The sequence below is a fragment of the Magnetospirillum gryphiswaldense MSR-1 v2 genome, from assembly GCF_000513295.1.
Lineage (GTDB): Bacteria > Pseudomonadota > Alphaproteobacteria > Rhodospirillales > Magnetospirillaceae > Magnetospirillum > Magnetospirillum gryphiswaldense.
Genome location: NC_023065.1, coordinates 1,002,925 through 1,019,819, shown reverse-complemented (window position 1 = coordinate 1,019,819; position 16,895 = coordinate 1,002,925). Strand labels below are relative to the sequence as shown.

Annotated in this window: 17 protein-coding genes; 2 read left to right on the top strand and 15 right to left on the bottom strand. The window is 62.5% G+C overall.

Annotated features, from left to right (window positions below):
* Positions 1–3 precede the first annotated feature (3 nt).
* A complete protein-coding gene (locus MGMSRV2_RS04805; protein WP_024079222.1) occupies positions 4–648 on the top strand; it encodes a methyltransferase domain-containing protein in 645 nt (214 codons plus the stop codon).
* A gap of 7 nt (positions 649–655) precedes the next feature.
* On the opposite strand, the gene MGMSRV2_RS04800 is transcribed toward MGMSRV2_RS04805, so the two are convergent.
* The 8 genes from MGMSRV2_RS04800 to pdhA form a co-directional block, all read right to left on the bottom strand.
* On the bottom strand, positions 656–1,123 hold the full coding sequence (locus MGMSRV2_RS04800) for a type II toxin-antitoxin system RatA family toxin (protein WP_024079221.1): 468 nt from the start codon (positions 1,121–1,123) through the stop codon (positions 656–658).
* A gap of 8 nt (positions 1,124–1,131) precedes the next feature.
* A complete protein-coding gene (gene lipA / locus MGMSRV2_RS04795; protein ID WP_041634075.1) occupies positions 1,132–2,076 on the bottom strand; it encodes a lipoyl synthase in 945 nt (314 codons plus the stop codon).
* A gap of 219 nt (positions 2,077–2,295) precedes the next feature.
* Positions 2,296–3,690: a dihydrolipoyl dehydrogenase gene (gene lpdA / locus MGMSRV2_RS04790; RefSeq protein ID WP_024079219.1), complete on the bottom strand. Its 1,395-nt coding sequence runs from the start codon at positions 3,688–3,690 to the stop codon at positions 2,296–2,298.
* Positions 3,691–3,728: 38 nt separating this feature from the next.
* Complete coding sequence (locus MGMSRV2_RS04785) at positions 3,729–4,196, bottom strand: hypothetical protein (RefSeq protein ID WP_024079218.1); 468 nt, start codon at positions 4,194–4,196, stop codon at positions 3,729–3,731.
* Positions 4,196–4,807 carry a hypothetical protein gene (locus MGMSRV2_RS04780; protein WP_024079217.1) on the bottom strand — a complete coding sequence of 204 codons (612 nt, stop codon included), beginning with the start codon at positions 4,805–4,807 and terminating at the stop codon, positions 4,196–4,198. The genes MGMSRV2_RS04785 and MGMSRV2_RS04780 overlap by 1 nt, the downstream gene beginning before the upstream one ends.
* Before the next feature lie 14 nt (positions 4,808–4,821).
* Positions 4,822–6,084 (bottom strand): pyruvate dehydrogenase complex dihydrolipoamide acetyltransferase, encoded by a 1,263-nt coding sequence (locus tag MGMSRV2_RS04775; protein ID WP_024079216.1) that lies wholly within the window; start codon positions 6,082–6,084, stop codon positions 4,822–4,824.
* 12 nt (positions 6,085–6,096) lie between these two features.
* Positions 6,097–7,470: a pyruvate dehydrogenase complex E1 component subunit beta gene (locus MGMSRV2_RS04770; RefSeq protein WP_024079215.1), complete on the bottom strand. Its 1,374-nt coding sequence runs from the start codon at positions 7,468–7,470 to the stop codon at positions 6,097–6,099.
* A 15-nt stretch (positions 7,471–7,485) separates the two neighbouring features.
* Complete coding sequence (gene pdhA, locus MGMSRV2_RS04765) at positions 7,486–8,487, bottom strand: pyruvate dehydrogenase (acetyl-transferring) E1 component subunit alpha (RefSeq protein ID WP_024079214.1); 1,002 nt, start codon at positions 8,485–8,487, stop codon at positions 7,486–7,488.
* A gap of 374 nt (positions 8,488–8,861) precedes the next feature.
* Here pdhA and MGMSRV2_RS04760 point away from each other — a divergent pair, with 374 nt between their 5' ends.
* Positions 8,862–10,544, top strand: coding sequence for a methyl-accepting chemotaxis protein (locus MGMSRV2_RS04760; RefSeq protein ID WP_024079213.1), 1,683 nt, complete (start codon positions 8,862–8,864; stop codon positions 10,542–10,544).
* Here MGMSRV2_RS04760 and MGMSRV2_RS04755 read toward each other — a convergent pair whose 3' ends face one another.
* The 7 genes from MGMSRV2_RS04755 to tpiA all read right to left on the bottom strand — a co-directional run bounded on the left by MGMSRV2_RS04755 (position 10,545) and on the right by tpiA (position 16,783).
* A complete protein-coding gene (locus MGMSRV2_RS04755) occupies positions 10,545–10,850 on the bottom strand; it encodes an FtsB family cell division protein (protein ID WP_024079212.1) in 306 nt (101 codons plus the stop codon). It abuts the gene before it with no gap.
* A gap of 248 nt (positions 10,851–11,098) precedes the next feature.
* Positions 11,099–11,512 (bottom strand): hypothetical protein, encoded by a 414-nt coding sequence (locus MGMSRV2_RS04750; protein WP_024079211.1) that lies wholly within the window; start codon positions 11,510–11,512, stop codon positions 11,099–11,101.
* 154 nt (positions 11,513–11,666) lie between these two features.
* Positions 11,667–12,944, bottom strand: a complete 1,278-nt coding sequence (eno, locus tag MGMSRV2_RS04745; RefSeq protein ID WP_024079210.1) for a phosphopyruvate hydratase — start codon at positions 12,942–12,944, stop codon at positions 11,667–11,669.
* 32 nt (positions 12,945–12,976) lie between these two features.
* Positions 12,977–13,822: a 3-deoxy-8-phosphooctulonate synthase gene (gene kdsA, locus MGMSRV2_RS04740; RefSeq protein ID WP_024079209.1), complete on the bottom strand. Its 846-nt coding sequence runs from the start codon at positions 13,820–13,822 to the stop codon at positions 12,977–12,979.
* Positions 13,823–13,827: 5 nt separating this feature from the next.
* A complete protein-coding gene (locus MGMSRV2_RS04735) occupies positions 13,828–15,453 on the bottom strand; it encodes a CTP synthase (RefSeq protein WP_024079208.1) in 1,626 nt (541 codons plus the stop codon).
* Positions 15,454–15,553: 100 nt separating this feature from the next.
* A complete protein-coding gene (gene secG / locus MGMSRV2_RS04730; RefSeq protein WP_024079207.1) occupies positions 15,554–15,880 on the bottom strand; it encodes a preprotein translocase subunit SecG in 327 nt (108 codons plus the stop codon).
* 141 nt (positions 15,881–16,021) lie between these two features.
* The gene (gene tpiA / locus MGMSRV2_RS04725; protein WP_144084370.1) at positions 16,022–16,783 is read right to left on the bottom strand and encodes a triose-phosphate isomerase; all 762 of its coding nucleotides are present in this window, start codon (positions 16,781–16,783) and stop codon (positions 16,022–16,024) included.
* Positions 16,784–16,895: the final 112 nt, after the last annotated feature.

The window sequence follows — 16,895 nt, the reverse complement described above, 5'->3', positions numbered from 1 at the left end:
CCCATGCCGGGCAGCGCCGATTACGGCAAACTGTACATCTCGTTGCTGATGCGCAAGCTGGCGGAAGCCGGCGGCATCAGCACCGTGGTCGATTGCGGCTGCGGCTGCGGCACCTATCGCACCTTGCTGGCGCCCTGTCTGGGCCAGGCCACCTGGATCGGCATCGAGGCCTGGGCGCCCTATATCGCCCAGTTCGGCCTGCACGACCTGTACCACCGGGTGATCAACAGCGACCTGCGGCAAGTGGATTTCGCCACCCTCGCCCCGGTGGATCTGGTGATCTTCGGCGACGTGCTGGAACACATGAAGAAAGACGAGGCGCAAGCGGCGGTCGGCAAGGCTCTGGCCGTCGCCTCGTACGTGCTTCTGTCCATTCCGGTGGTGGATTATCCCCAAGACGAGATCAACGGCAATCCGTTTGAAATCCACGTCAAGGACGATTGGGACCACCAGCAGGTGATGGCGGCTTTCCCCGGCATCACCGCCTTTTTCATCCACGACCATATCGGCGTGTATGTACTCACCGGCAATGCCCTGGCCACCAGCCGGGTCACCGCCTTGCAGGCGGTGTTGCCGCCCCTATTGCACCAGCAATTGCCCAATGACCGCATGGCCTGGGGTGGCTGGGCCATCGAAAGCCATCTGTGAACGTGGGTTAAGACGCCTTGCGCCCATCCGGGCGTCCATCCGGCCCGTGCAACTGACCGGCGCGCTTCTCGAAGGCGCCGACCATCAGCTTGACCGCTTCGTTGAACAGCGAGCCAATGACCTTTTGCAGGATTTTCGACTTGAACTCGAAATCGACGAAAAAGTCGATGGTGGTGGTGCCGTCGGCGTTGGGGACGAAGCTCCAGTGGTTGTTCAGGTACTGGAACGGCCCTTCGGTATAAGTGACGTCGATACGCATGGCGGCGCGGTCCAGCACCACCTTGGAGGTATAACGCTCGCGGATCATCTTGAAGCCGATGACCAGATCGGCGAAGAACATGTCGCCGTCGCGCTTGCGGATACGCGCACCGACGCACCACGGCAGGAATTCCGGGTAACGTTCCACATCCGCCACCAGATCGAACAACTGGTCGGGGGTATAGGGCAGCGGGCGCTTTTCCGCGTGGGTCGGCATGATCGTCCCTATTCCGCCGCGCTTTGGGCGGCGGCGCGGGCTTTGCGCAATTCATCGAAATCGCGGTCGGCATGGTGCGACGACCGGGTCAGCGGCGTCGCCGCCACCATCAGAAAGCCCTTGGCCTTGGCGGTGGCGCGATAATCGTCGAACTCGTCCGGGGTGACGAAGCGGTCGATGGCGACGTGCTTGAGCGTCGGCTGCAAATACTGGCCGATGGTCATGAAATCGATGCCGGCGGAGCGCATGTCGTCCATCACCTGCAAGACTTCGGCCCGGGTTTCACCCAGGCCCACCATGATGCCCGACTTGGTGAAGATGGTCGGGTCAATTTCCTTAACCATCTGCAACAGCCTAAGCGAATGGAAATAGCGCGCCCCGGGGCGGATGCCCGGATACAGACGCGGCACGGTCTCCAGATTGTGGTTGAAGACGTCGGGCCGGGCGCGGGCGACGGCAGCGATGGCGCCGTCCTTGTCGCGGAAATCCGGGGTCAGCACCTCGATGGTGCAATCGGGACTGGTGGCGCGAATGCGCTCGATGCAGGCGACGAACTGGAAAGCGCCGCCATCGGCCAGATCGTCACGATCGACCGAGGTGATAACCACATGCTTCAAGCCCATGGAGGCGACGCTGGCGGCCAGATTTTCCGGCTCGGACACATCGACGGCGCCGGGCTTGCCGGTCTTCACGTTGCAAAAGGCGCAAGCGCGCGTGCAGGTGTCGCCCAGGATCATGAAGGTGGCGTGCTTGTGCTTCCAGCATTCACCGATATTGGGACAGGCCGCTTCCTCGCACACGGTGTGCAGGTTCTTGTCGCGCATCAGCTTGCGCACTTCGGCGGCTTCGGCGGAGGTGGGCGCCTTGACCCTGATCCAATCCGGCTTCTTGGGCGACGGATTGTCGGGACGGCGGGCCTTTTCGGGGTGGCGGAGAACGGGCTTGTCAGTCATGGCTTGGGTATCGTCCACGTTGCGGCCAAGGTCAAGAATTTCATAGCCCTTCCAGAACAAAGGGCACGGGGATATACGCGCCCCCGTGCCCCCACCCTTTGCCCGAAAGGCATTTCGTTCCAACGTCATACCCGCGCAGGCGGGTATCCAGGAGTCGCGGAAAAACCGGACGTGCCCCCCTCTGGACTCCCGCTTTCGCGGGAGTGACGAAAAGCAAAACTAAAAATGAATGGCCCGACCGTAAGCCGACAACACCGCTTCATGCATCATTTCCGACAGGGTCGGATGCGGGAAGACGGTGTGCATCAGCTCGGCCTCGGTGGTTTCCAGGGTCTTGGCGATGGTATAGCCCTGGATCATTTCCGTCACCTCGGCCCCGATCATGTGGGCGCCGAGAAGCTCGCCGGTCTTGGCGTCGAACACGGTCTTGATCAGGCCCTCCGGCTCGCCCAGCGCAATGGCCTTGCCGTTGCCGATGAAGGGGAAACGACCGACCTTGACCTGATAGCCCTTCTCGATGGCCTTCTTTTCCGACAACCCGACGCTGGCCACCTGTGGGTGGCAATAGGTGCAGCCGGGAATCTTGGAATTTTCCAGCGGGTGCACGTCCTTGATGCCGGCGATCTTCTCGACGCAGATGACGCCTTCATGGCTGGCCTTGTGCGCCAGCCATGGCGGCGCCGTCAGGTCGCCGATGGCGTAAACACCCGGCTCGTCGGTTTCGCACCACTTGTTGGTGACCACATGGCCGCGATCGACCTTGATCTTGGTGCCTTCCAGGCCGATGTCTTCCACGTTGGCGACGATGCCGACGGCGGAAATCACCCGGTCGACGACGATGTCTTCCACCTTGCCGCCCACATCCACCTGCACCGAGACGTTATTGGCTGATTTCTTCAGGCCCTTGACCGTGGCGTTGGTGATGATGCGCATGCCCTGCTTCTCGAACTGCTTGCGAGCCAGGGCGCTGATTTCCTCGTCCTCCACCGGCATCACCCGGTCCATCATCTCGACGACGGTGACCTGGGCGCCCAGGGCGTTGAAGAAGCTGGCGAACTCGATGCCGATGGCGCCCGAGCCGATGACCAGCAAAGCTTTCGGCACGGTATCGGGGACCAGGGCTTCCTTGTAGGTCCAGACGAACTTGCCGTCGGGCTCCAGGCCGGGAATGATTCGCGCCCGACCGCCGGTGGCCAGGATGATGTGCTTGCCCGACAGCGTCACGTTGTTCTTGCCGGCCACGGCGACCTTACCTTTACCGGCCAGCTTGCCGACACCGTCGAACACGGTGACCTTGTTCTTTTTCAGCAGGCCCTTGACGCCGGCCGACAATTGCGCCGACACCCCGCGCGACCGCTTGACGATGGCGGCCAGATCGAAGCTGGCGCCCGGCGCCGACAGGCCATAGGCGGAAGCATGCTGCATGGTGCGGAAGATGTCGGCGGAGCGCAGCAAGGCCTTGGTCGGGATGCAGCCCCAGTTCAGGCAGATGCCGCCCAGATGCTCGCGTTCCACCAGCGCGGTCTTCATCCCCAGCTGCGCCGCGCGGATGGCGGCCACATAGCCGCCGGGACCGCCGCCGATGACCACCACGTCGAAAGTGTTGTCGGACATGTGATGTCTCCACCAAAATCAGTTATGTCGGCCCGGTATCAGTCGCGGGCGGCGGGAAAAAACGCGGCCAGTCGGCCATCGACGTCCAGATCGTGCAGATCGGCCAGACGCCACAGATAGATGCCCATGACGTCGCGGAAGGCGCCGAGCAATTGATAAAAGCGGTAGCTGGGCATGGCGTGACGCCGCCCGGCCTGACGATCCCACGCCTCGGCGGCGTCCAGATAACGGCGGCAGGCGGCGCGCATGGCCAGCAACGTGTCATGGGCGACGGAATCGTCGCCGATCAGCTGGTTGGTGTCGCCGATCAAGCGGCGCAGATCGCAGATGGCGCGATAGCAGCTTTCCTGTTCTTCCGGCAGCAACAGATGTTCGCCGAACAGAGCCGAGCCGCCGACCATGTCGATCAGCCCGGCCACCGCCTGGGATTCCGCCGGTGACGGATCAACCGTCCGGGCAGCGAATCCGGCCAAGGGCCGGTCCAGTTCACGTACGCGGATCCGCATCAGATCCCCCCCTTTTCCACCAGCGGGCGCCAGGCCCGATCCATGTCGAATGCCAGATCGTGGTCGGCGACGTAACGCCACAAGAAGGCATCGAAATCGCCGCAGAAACGTTCATTGATAAAAGTGTCCATGGCCTGGGCCTTGGTCTGATAGACGCTCATCAGATCGAAGCGCCAGCCCTGATGGCCCTTGTCCACTTTCAGGCGCGAGCCATCCATGGTGCCGGCGATGATCTTGCTGACCAGCCAATTACCGTCTTCGTCAAAGCCCATATGATCGCCGACCGACATCTCCGTCATCAGGGCGTCCAGATAGGGGAAGGCGGAAAACGCCAGCAGAAAACAAGTGCCGCCACTGGCGCTGACGATATCCGCATCGCCTTCCTGACCGCGAAAGCGGGTGACGAAAAAGCGGGTCAGCGGATCGCGTTCCGACAGCGCCTGACGGTCGTCGCGGGCATAGATGGAACGCAACTCGTCGCCCCAGCTCAGGCAGCCGCCGAACAGGGCCGAGGTGGCGGATGGCATCCGCCCCTCGCCCAAGGCTTGCTTCAGGGTCTCGAACTCCTGACGGATGGCCGGCATGGCCAGGGCGATTTTCTCCCGGTCCATGACCTTGGCCTCCCCTACAGCAGCATGGAAAGCGGATCTTCGACCAGCTTCTTGAAGGCGGCCAGGAACTCGGCACCGACGGCGCCGTCGACGACGCGATGGTCGACCGAAAGCGTGCAGGTCATCACCGTGGCGATGGCCAGGGCGCCGGCCTTGACCACCGGGCGCTGCTCGCCCGCGCCCACCGCCAGGATGCAGCCCTGCGGCGGGTTGATGATGGCGGCGAAGTCCTTGACGCCGAACATGCCCAGGTTGGAGATGGTGAAACCGCCGCCCTGGAATTCCTCCGGCTTCAGCTTGCCGTCGCGGGCCTTGGCCGCCAGTTCCTTCATTTCATTGGAAATGGCCGCCAGACCCTTATGGTCGGCATGGTGGACGATGGGGGTGATCAGACCGTTGGGGGTGGCCACCGCCACCGACACGTCCACATCGGTATAACGCTTGATCGCCTCTTCGCCCCACGACGCATTGGCCGCCGGCACCTTCTTCAACGCCAGCGCCACGGCGCGGATGATGAAGTCGTTGACCGACAGCTTATAGGCATCGGACCGGCCATTGAGATCGGAACGCACCTTCAACAGGGCATCCAGCTCGCAATCGATGGACAGATAGAAATGCGGAATGGTCGACTTGGCTTCGGTCAGGCGACGGGCGATGACCTTGCGCATGGAGGAATTGGGGATTTCCTCGAAAGCCGGCTCGAACGGATTGGCGACAGCCGGGGCCGGAGCGGCCTTGGCAGCGGCCACCGGCGCGGCGGCGGCAACAGCCGGGGCGGCGGCGACACCGCCCTTGAGCGCCTGTTCGACGTCGGCCTTGACCACCCGGCCATAGGGGCCCGAGCCCTTGACCGCCTTCAGGTCCAATCCAGCATCGGCAGCGATGCGCTTGGCCAGCGGGCTGGCGAAAACGCGCTCACCCCCATGGGACGGCGCCGGAGCGGCGGCGGCGACCGGGGCAGCCGCAGCCACCGGGGCAACGGCAGCCGCCGGGGCGGCGGCTTTCGGCTTGGCGACGATGCTGGACGCATCCTCGCCCTCTTCCAGCAGCACGCCGATGGGAGTGTTGACGGCGACGCCAGAAGTGCCGTCGGCGATCAGGATTTTCCCCAACACGCCTTCATCCACGGCCTCGAATTCCATGGTCGCCTTGTCGGTTTCGATCTCGGCCAGAACATCGCCGGACTTCACCGCATCGCCTTCCTTCTTCAACCACCGGGCCAAGGTACCCTCGGTCATGGTGGGCGAAAGCGCGGGCATCAAAAGTTCGATGGGCATTTCGCGCTCTCCTTACTTGGCGTAGCAGACCTTGCGGGCGGCATCGGCGATGCCATCCGGGGTCGGCAGATACAGGCGTTCCAGATTGGCGGCATAGGGCATGGGCACATCGGCACCGCACACCCGGATCACCGGGGCATCCAGCCAGTCGAAGCAATGCTCCATCATCAGCGCGGCGATTTCCGAGCCGATGCCGGCATAGGCCCAGCCTTCCTCGACCGAGATGATGCGATTGGTCTTCTTCACCGAGGCGACGATGCTGTCGATGTCGATGGGGCGAAGCGACCGCAGGTTAAGGACTTCGGCGGAAATGCCGTCCTTTTCCAACAGCGCCGCGGCTTCCAGCGAAGTGCCGACCATGCGGGAATAGGTGACGATGGTCACATGCTCGCCCGACCGCTCGATCTTGGCCTTGCCGATGGGGACGATGAAATCCGGGTCGTCGGGCACATCGAAGGACTGGCCGTAGAGGATTTCATTTTCCAGCACCACCACCGGGTTGGGGTCGCGGATGGCCGCCTTCAGCAAGCCCTTGGCGTCGGCGGCAGACCACGGCGCCACCACCTTCAAGCCGGGGCAATGGGCGTACCACGAGGCGAAATCCTGGCTGTGCTGGGCGCCGACGCGGGCGGCGGCACCGTTGGGACCACGGAAGACGATGGGGCACGGTTGCTGACCGCCCGACATGTACAGGGTCTTGGCCGCCGAATTGATGACGTGGTCGATGGCCTGCATGGAGAAGTTCATGGTCATGAACTCGACGATGGGCTTGAGACCGGCAAAAGCCGCACCCACGGCCAGACCGGCGAAGCCCATTTCGGTGATCGGCGTGTCGATCACCCGCTTGTCGCCGAACTCGTCCAGCAGACCCTGCGACACCTTGTAGGCGCCCTGGTACTGGGCCACTTCCTCGCCCAGCAGGAAGACGCCTTCGTCGCGGCGCATTTCCTCGGCCATGGCGTCGCGAAGCGCTTCGCGCACGGTCTGGCGGTTGTACTTGGCATATTCCTTTTCCACATGCGCCGGGGCGCAGACCGCCGGGGCCTGGGCCATGATCGCCGCCTGCGGGCCGGCATCGTGGATGACCGGGGTGACGCTGGGGCCAGCCTTTTCCATCACCTTGCCCAGATCGGCGGCGGTTTCGCCCTCTTCCAGCATGATGGCGATGGCGGTGTTGACGGCCACACCCTCGGTGCCGCCGGCAATCAGAATCTTGCCCAAGGTGCCTTCCTCGACCGCTTCCATTTCCATGGTCGCCTTGTCGGTTTCAATCTCGGCCAGCACGTCGCCCGACTTCACCGCATCGCCCTCGGCCTTCAGCCACCGGGCCAGCTTGCCTTCAGTCATGGTCGGCGACAGCGCCGGCATCAGAATTTCGATAGCCATCGTCTCGTCTCCCCCTCAGGCTTCAATCAGCACGTCGGTCCACAATTCGGACAAATCCGGCTCGGGGCTGGTTTGCGCGAATTCCGCCGCTTCGGTGACGATGACCTTGACCTCGCGGTCCATTTCCTTGAGCGCCGCCTCGTCCACCAGACCGGCATCCAGCAAGCGGGCCTTCAAGGTGTCGATGGGGTCGTGCTGCTCGCGCATCTTGGTCACTTCCTCCTTGGTCCGGTACTTGGCCGGATCGGACATGGAATGGCCGCGATAGCGATAGGTCTTCATTTCCAGGATATAGGGACCGTTGCCGGAACGGGCATGGTCCAGCGCCCGGCTGCCGGCTTCGTAAATCGCCTGCACGCTCATGCCGTCCACCGCTTCGCCGGGGATGCCGTAGGCAGCACCGCGCTTGAACAATTCGATACCGGCGGCGTGCCGCTCGGACGAGGTGCCCATGGCGTATTTGTTGTTCTCGATCACATAGACAACCGGCAGCTTCCACAGGGCAGCCATGTTGAAGCTTTCGTAAACCTGACCCTGGTTAAGCGCGCCATCGCCCAGATAGACGTGACAGACGCCCTGGTCGCCGGTGTATTTGTGGGCGAAGCCCAGGCCGGTGCCGATGGGCACCTGGGCGCCGACGATGCCGTGACCGCCGTAAAAGCGCTTTTCCCGGCTGAACATGTGCATGGAACCGCCCTTGCCGCGGGAATAGCCGCCGCTGCGCCCGGTCAGTTCCGCCATCACGCCCTTGGCATCCATGCCGCAGGCCAGCATCTGGCCGTGGTCACGGTAAGAGGTGATGACCGAATCGGTATCGCCCGCCGCCGATTGCATGCCGACGACCACGGCTTCCTGGCCGATATACAGGTGGCAGAAACCGCCGATCAGACCCATGCCATACAACTGGCCGGCCTTTTCCTCGAAACGACGGATCAGCAGCATGTCGCGGTACCAGCCGATCAGCTGGTCCGGTCCGATCTCCGCCGACTTGGCTTTGCGCTTGGACGTGGTCGCCATGGTTCCTCCCAGGGCAGGATGATGTGAGTGCGTAGACAGATAGGTAAACCAACCTTCCCTTTTAGGCAAGGCGTTTCGCCGTCAAAAATGCTTATATTGCAATGCAATAATGGCAATTAACTGGATAATAGTTATTTATCAAAACCTAACCAGATGGGCGGGCAACGGGTGGTGCGATGCAGCAATCCTTTTGCCTCATCGGGTTAGCGCCTGACAGGGATATTGGGAGCGGGCAAACACTTGAAAACCCACCCGGCGGACAAAATCGCGCCAACCGGTCCATTTCACAATGCACCCATTCAGAGCAAACGCATGACAACAAAGCAAACAAGACTACCATGAACACAGAACCCGCCCAGCCAAGGGGGGCTGTCATGCTGAAGAATTTGAAGGTTCTCTATAAGGTCGCCCTTATCGTGCTGGTTCTGAGTTCAGCTCTGGCGGTCGTGTCGGCGACATCGATTTCGTCGTTGCAATCCCTGGGTCGGCAATTACATGCCGTCGCCGATGACGGCTCCGCCGCGTTGCTGGCCGCCCGCATGAACACCAATGTTCAGGCCATGAATGCCATCCAGGCCATGGCGGCGGCCGACCCCAGCCCCGCCGCCCTGACCGATGCCGAAGCCAAACTGAAGGCCGAGTTGGAGCTGTTCCAGCAGCGCATGGACAAGACACGGAAACTGACCAACGACACCAAGGCCTTGGCGTTGATCGACGGCATGGAACAACGCAAATCCGGCTTTGAACAGGCGGCCCACAAGGTGCTGAGCCTCGCCCGCGACCAAGGCAGCCGCGACGCCCTGCGCGACCAGGCCCGCGCCGCCAGCGCCGAAGCGGCGTCGCTGCGTGAAATCGTCCGTACCTTCTTCCGCCTGCAAGAAGACACGCTGGCCGCGCGCACCGACACCGCCCACACCCTGGTCGATAGCCGCACCACCCTGACCATCGCCGCCGCCCTGATCGCCCTGGGCGCCGGGATCGCCGTCAGCATCGTCATCGCCCGTAACGGCATCGCCACGCCATTGCGGGCCAGCGTCGCCGATGTCCACGCCCTGGCGCAAAACCAATTGGACATCGCCATCACCGGAACCGACCGTCGCGATGAATTGGGAGACGTGGCCAAGGCATTGCTCACCCTGCGCGACCATCTGCGCCGTGACCGCGATCTGGAACAGGCGGCCCTGCGGGAACAGGAAAGGAAACTCGCCCACGCCGAGCACGTGCGCCAACTGGTCCTGAGCTTTGAACAGCACAGCAAGGACAGTCTCTATCAGGTCAGCACCGCTTCGGGCGCGCTTGAAGAAACCTCAAGCGGATTGCAAGCAGATGCCGATCTGACCAGCAGCCGCGCCACCAGCGGCAGCTCCGCCGCCACCCAGGCCGCCAGCAACGTCGAAACCGTGGCGGCGGCAGCCGAGGAACTCGCCGCCTCCATCAACGAGATTTCGCGGCAGATCACCTTGTCCGCCGATGCCTCCTCCCACGCGGTGGAAGCCGCCGACAGCGCTACCGCGTCGGTACGCGCCCTGGATCAATCGGCATCGCAGATTTCCGCCATCGTCGAGATGATCCGCTCCATCGCCAGTCAGACCAATCTGTTGGCACTCAACGCCACCATCGAGGCGGCCCGGGCCGGCGAGGCCGGCAAAGGCTTTGCCGTCGTCGCCAATGAAGTGAAATCTCTGGCGACCCAGACCGGGCGCGCCACCCAGGACATTACCGCCCAAATCACCACGGTGCAGAACCAAACCCGCGCGGTAGTGACCGCCCTCGATCAGGTCATCGCCGCTATTCGCCGCATGGAAAGCGTGGCCAGCGGCATTTCCGCCGCCATGGAGGAACAGAACGCCGCCACCCAGGAAATCGCCCGCAATGTCGAGCAGGCGGCTCTGGGGACCAACGCCGTATCCGAGATCATGGAAGGCATTCAGCAGGCCGCCAGCCACAGTGGTGCCGGTGCCGGCCAAGTCCGGCAAGCGGCCAGCCACCTGACGCGGACGTCGGCAGCGTTGAAACAGGCTATCGAGACATTCCTGCACGCAATCTCGGAAGAATGATTACTTACCGAAGATCACCATCTCGTCGCTGCGGCCCATGTTGAGCATGGCGCGCGCGCGTTCTTCCAGCATGTCGGGGTCAAGATGGTCGGGGCGCAGCAGCAGCACCCGGTGTTCCAACGCCTGACGCTCGGTCGAGACGTTGGCCAGTTGCATTTCAGCGGCCAGGATTTCCTTGTCGAGCCGAACCCAGGCCAGCACTCCGCGATCGCCTTCCACCGTGTGGTAGGCGAAATAAGCCAAGGCACCGACCCCGATCAACGGGCCCATGACATGGCGCAGATAGCGGTTGAGTTCTTTCAACATGGGAGAGATGGGATCACAGCAGGATTCGTGACGTCAACAAGATGTGAACGACTTGATTCATTTTCTTGAACGAAACGTCACTTCTGTGACGAAAAAGACTCACTTCGTCACCGACAAAGGAGAACAGCGCATGAACCTAGCACGCGCTGGTTAACTTGACGTTAGTATGTGGAGTTTGCTTAAAATTTTAAACAAAATGGCCGGGATTTCTCCCGGCCATCACTTTTGCTCTCAGGACTGAGTGTTGATCAGCGCGAGCAATAGGCGTCCCACACGGTCCAGTACTCGGCCCCCTTGCCGTCGGCGGTAGCGACGATGCCGACCATGCCGGCACAATTGCTGTTGCAACCGATATCAGCCTGCGAACCGGCCTTGGGGGCCAAGGTGGTCGGGCCGAAATTGGGGCCGCTGGCACTGACGATCACCTTGAAAACACCCGACAGGCCAGGGGTTTGCAGTTGTTGGGTCGGGTTATCCGAGGTGATGGTCCCGGTCCAGTTGCCGTTCAACTGTTGCAGCGTCACCGACCACTTGGTGACCACGGCGCTGGTGTTGTTCTGCGGCGAGATATAGGCCCAGAAACTGGCGCCCTTGCCCAATTGCAGGTTTTCAGCGATGTCGGCGGTGTTGTGATCCAGAAGCGGAGAAGAAACATTGGACATTGAAGCCTCCCTAATGAAGTTTTCTCCGCTTAAATCTCTATCTATTATTGTTTATTGAGTCAATAAATACAATCATTGCGATTAAACTTGTCACAAACGAAAGCGGCTGGGGTTGCCCCCAGCCGCTTCGTTTGATCGACAGAAAAAGCCGCGATCAGCGCTTCATGATGGAGAGGCCGGCGTAACGGGCTGCCGGGCCCAACTCCTCTTCCAGGCGGATCAGCTGGTTGTACTTGGCCAGACGGTCGGAGCGCGACAGCGAGCCGGTCTTGATCTGGCCGCAATTGGTGGCCACCGCCAGATCGGCGATGATCGAATCCTCGGTCTCGCCCGAACGATGGCTCATGACGGCGGTGTAACCGGCCTTATGGGCCATGTCCACGGCTTCCAGGGTCTCGCTCAGGGTACCGATCTGGTTGACCTTGACCAGGATGGAATTGGCCAAGCCCTTGTCGATGCCCATGGACAGGCGGGCCGGGTTGGTGACGAACAGATCGTCGCCGACCAATTGCACCTTGCCGCCCAGTTCCTCGGTCAGCATTTCCCAGCCATCCAGATCGTCTTCCGAGCAACCGTCCTCGATGGAGATGATCGGGTAGGACTTGGCCAGCTTGGCATAGAACTTGACGATGCCCTTCTGGTCATAGGTCTTCTTGGCCCCGACCATCTCGTACTTGCCGTCCTTGAAGAACTCGGTGGAGGCGCAGTCGAGCGCCAGCATGATGTCCTCACCCGGCTTGTAGCCGGCCTTTTCGATGGACTGCATGATGAAGTCGAGCGCTTGTTCCGCCGACTTCAGATTGGGGGCGAAGCCGCCTTCGTCACCGACATTGGTGTTGTGGCCGGCGTCCTTCAGCTGCTTCTTCAGCGCCTGAAACACTTCCGAACCCATGCGGATGGCGTCCGAGCAGGTGGGCGCGCCCACCGGCATGATCATGAATTCCTGGATGTCGATGGGGTTGTCGGCATGGGCACCGCCATTGATGATGTTCATCATCGGCACCGGCAGCAAGCTGGCGAAGGCGCCGCCCACATAGCGGTACAGCGGCAGGCCGGCTTCCTCGGCGGCGGCGCGGGCGCAGGCCAGCGACACGCCCAGAATGGCATTGGCGCCCAGGCGCGACTTGTTGGGGGTGCCGTCCAGGTCGATCATGGTCTTGTCGATGACCACCTGTTCCTCGGCATCCATGCCCGACAGGGCGTCATAGATTTCGCCGTTGACGCTTTCCACCGCCTTCAGCACGCCCTTGCCGCCATAGCGCTTCTTGTCGCCGTCGCGCAGTTCGGCGGCTTCGTGGGCGCCGGTCGAGGCGCCCGACGGAACGGCGGCGCGGCCCATGACACCGCTTTCCAGCACCACGTCGACTTCGACGGTGGGATTGCCGCGCGAATCAAGGATTTCGCGGGCGTGGATATCGATAATGGCAGTCATCGGAAATCTCCAGACTTCGGACGGTTGGATTGTCAGGCGATGCTAAGGGGATCGGCCTTGGCCAAACGGTCAAAGGCCATCAGGGAAGAAATCAGCGCCGGCATGTCGGCCAGACGGATCATGTTGGGTCCGTCGGACGGCGCATGGTCGGGATCGGGATGGGTTTCAATGAAGACGCCGGCCAGCCCCAAGGATACGGCGGCCCGCGCCAGGATGGGGGCGAAGCGACGATCACCGCCGGAGGAAGCCCCCTGCCCGCCCGGGCTTTGCACCGCGTGGGTGGCGTCCATGATCACCGGAAAACCGGTGCTAGCCATGATCGGAATGGCCCGCATGTCGGCGACCAGATCGCCATAGCCGAAGCAGGCGCCGCGCTCGGTCAGCAGGATGCGGGAATTGCCGGTGCTTTCCACCTTGGCGGCGACGTTGGCCATCTGCGACGGTGCCAGGAACTGGCCCTTTTTCACGTTGATGACCGCACCGGTGCGCCCGGCGGCCACCAGCAGGTCGGTTTGGCGGCACAAAAAGGCCGGGATTTGCAACACGTCCACCGCCTTGGCGACGGGAATGCATTGCTCTTCGTTATGGATGTCGGTCAGCACCGGCAACCCCAGGCTTTCGCGGATCTCGGCGAAGACCGGAAGCGCCGCCTCCAGCCCCAGGCCACGCCGGCCCGACAGCGAGGTGCGGTTGGCCTTGTCGAAGGAAGATTTGTAGATCAGGCCGATACCGGCCTTTTCGCACATGTCCTTGAGCGCGCCGGCGCATTCCAGCGCGTGTTCACGGCTTTCCATCTGGCACGGGCCGGCGATCAGAACCAAAGGCAGGTCATTGCCCAGAACCAGAGTGCGACCGACGGCGACGTGATGATGGGTCATGCTGCTTACACCAATCGCGATTGCCGCACCGCCGCTTCGATGAAGCTGGTGAACAGCGGATGGGGATCGAAGGGCTTGGACTTCAGCTCGGGGTGGAATTGTACACCGATGAACCACGGATGGTCGCTGTATTCGACGATTTCCGGCAGCACACCGTCGGGCGACAGGCCCGAGAAGGTCAGGCCGGCGGCTTCCAGCTTCTCGCGGTAATCCATGTTGACTTCATAGCGATGGCGATGGCGCTCGGAAATACGGTCGGACCCATAAATCTCACGCACGCGTGAACCGGCCTTGAGGTCGCAATCATAGGCGCCCAGGCGCAGCGTGCCGCCCAGATCGCCGGATGCATTGCGCTTTTCCAGGGCGTTGCCCTTCAGCCATTCGGTCATCAGACCGACCACCGGTTCCTCGCAAGGGCCGAACTCGGTCGAACTGGCCTTGGCCAAGCCGGCCAGATTGCGGGCGGTTTCGATCACCGCCATCTGCATGCCGAAGCAGATGCCGAAATACGGCACCCGACGTTCGCGGGCGAATTTCACCGCCTCGACCTTGCCGAGCGCGCCGCGCTCGCCGAAACCGCCGGGGACCAGGATGCCGTGGCAGGGTTCCAGATGCTGCACCGCGTCTTCGCGTTCGAAAATCTGGCTGTCGATCCAGTTCAGGCGCACGCGCACATTGTTGGCGATGCCGCCATGGGTCAGCGCCTCGGCCAGCGACTTGTAGCTGTCGAGCAGGCTGGTGTACTTGCCGACGACGGCGATGGTCACCTCACCTTCCGGCTGGCGCACGCGCTCGACGATGTTGACCCAACGATCCAGGTTGGGTTCCTTCGACTCGATGCCGAAATGGCGGCACACCTGCTCGTCCAGGCCCTGCTCGTGGTAGCTGATCGGCACCTGATAGATGGTGTCGACGTCAAGGGCCGGGATGACGGCTTCGCCGCGGACATTGCAAAACAGGGCGATCTTCCGGCGCTCACCTTCGGGGATGTCGCGGTCGGACCGGCACATCAACAGATCGGGCTGGATGCCGACGCTCAGCAATTCCTTGACCGAATGCTGGGTCGGCTTGGTCTTCAACTCGCCCGCCGACGGAATATAAGGCAGCAGCGTCAAGTGGATGAACATGGTGGCTTCGCGCCCCAGTTCATTGGCCAACTGACGGATGGCCTCCAGGAAGGGCAGCGATTCGATGTCGCCCACCGTGCCGCCGATTTCACACAGGATGAAATCCTCGTCGGTGACGTCCGACTTGACGAATTCCTTGATGGCGTTGGTAACGTGCGGAATGACCTGGACGGTGGCACCCAGATAATCGCCACGACGTTCGCGGGCGATGACGTCGGAATAGATGCGACCGGTGGTGATGTTGTCGCTCTTGCGCGACGCCACCCCGGTGAAACGCTCGTAATGGCCCAGATCAAGATCGGTCTCGGCCCCGTCGTCGGTGACGTAGACCTCGCCGTGCTGATAGGGGCTCATGGTGCCGGGATCGACGTTGAGATAGGGATCAAGCTTGCGCAGGCGCACCTTGAACCCACGAGCCTGCAAACAGGCACCCAGGGCAGCCGAAGCCAAGCCCTTGCCCAAGGACGACACGACGCCGCCAGTGATAAAGATGAAACGCGTCATTGGCCCCTTGCTTTCAAGCTTACGGCTGTCACACGCGAAGACCACCGGCCCGGAAAGGGCCGGCGAAATCCCCAAACATAACCCTGCATTCGCGCTTTGATCAGCGCGCCAGCGGGGCGGCGGGCTCGGCCGGAGCCGCCGGAGCGGTCACCGGGGCGACCGCCTTGACCTTGTCGAACGGCGAACCGCCGCCGGTACGGTTGTTGGCGATGATGGCCAGGGCCAGACTGGTGACGAAGAAGGCAGCGGCAAGGATGCCGGTGGTCTTGGTCAGCAGATTGCCTGCCGCCCGACCGCTCATCAGGCCACCGCCGCCGCCGCCACCGATCCCCAGCGCCCCGCCCTCGGAGCGTTGCAGCAGGATGATGCCCACCAGACCCACGGCCAGCAGGAGATGAATGACGAGGATGATCGGAAAGACGTCCATGAGCACACCAAAAAGGCCAAACCACCAAAACGGTCCGCCCGGAGCCGCCACCTGGGTTCAGGCAGTGGCACCGGGCGCCGGAATGTTCGACGGCGTTTTTAGCCCTCCGCGTCGCGGAAGGCTAGTGCAAAAGTGACATGGTCAGGCGCAGTTGCGGGCGATGGCCCAGAAATCCTCGACCTTCAGCGCCGCGCCGCCGATCAGACCGCCATCCACGTCGGGAAGCGCGATCAGTTGGGCGGCATTTTCCGGCTTCATCGAGCCGCCATAAAGAATACGCATCTTGCCCGCTTCGCTTTCACCGATCAGCTTGACCAACTCGGCGCGGATGGCGGCGTGCACTTCCTGGGCCTGTTCCGGGGTGGCGACACGACCGGTGCCGATGGCCCACACCGGCTCGTAGGCGATCACGGTGTTATCCGCGTTGGCGCCCTCGGGCAGCGAACCCTTCAACTGGCTCTTGTTGATGTCGATGGTCTGGCCGGCATCGCGCTGGGCCAGGGTCTCGCCAATGCAGACGATGGCCAGCAACCCGGCGGCATGGGCGGCAGCGGCCTTGGCCTTGACTTGGGCATCGGTCTCGGCGTGGTCGGTGCGGCGCTCGGAATGGCCGAGGATGACGGCGGAACAGCCCACGTCCTTCAACAGCGCCGGCGAGGTGTCGCCGGTATGGGCGCCCGAAACCTTGGCATGACAATCCTGCGCCCCCAGGGCGACGCCGGAACCGGCCAGGGCGGCGGCGACCGCGCCCAACAGCGGAAACGGCGGGCACACCAGCATGTCGCAGGCCAGATCTGGCTGGGACTTACGCTTGGCGGCGACACCTTCGGCCAGGGCGATGGCATCGGCCAGCAGGCCATTCATCTTCCAGTTGCCGGCGATCAGCGGACGTCTGCTCATTATCATTAACTCCCACAAGGATTTTTGGGCGATTAAGGCGCGTATAGCACCAACCGGCGCCTTCGTCCAAACAAAGGCAACGGCCTGTCGGCAACACAAGCGGATTCCGCTGTTG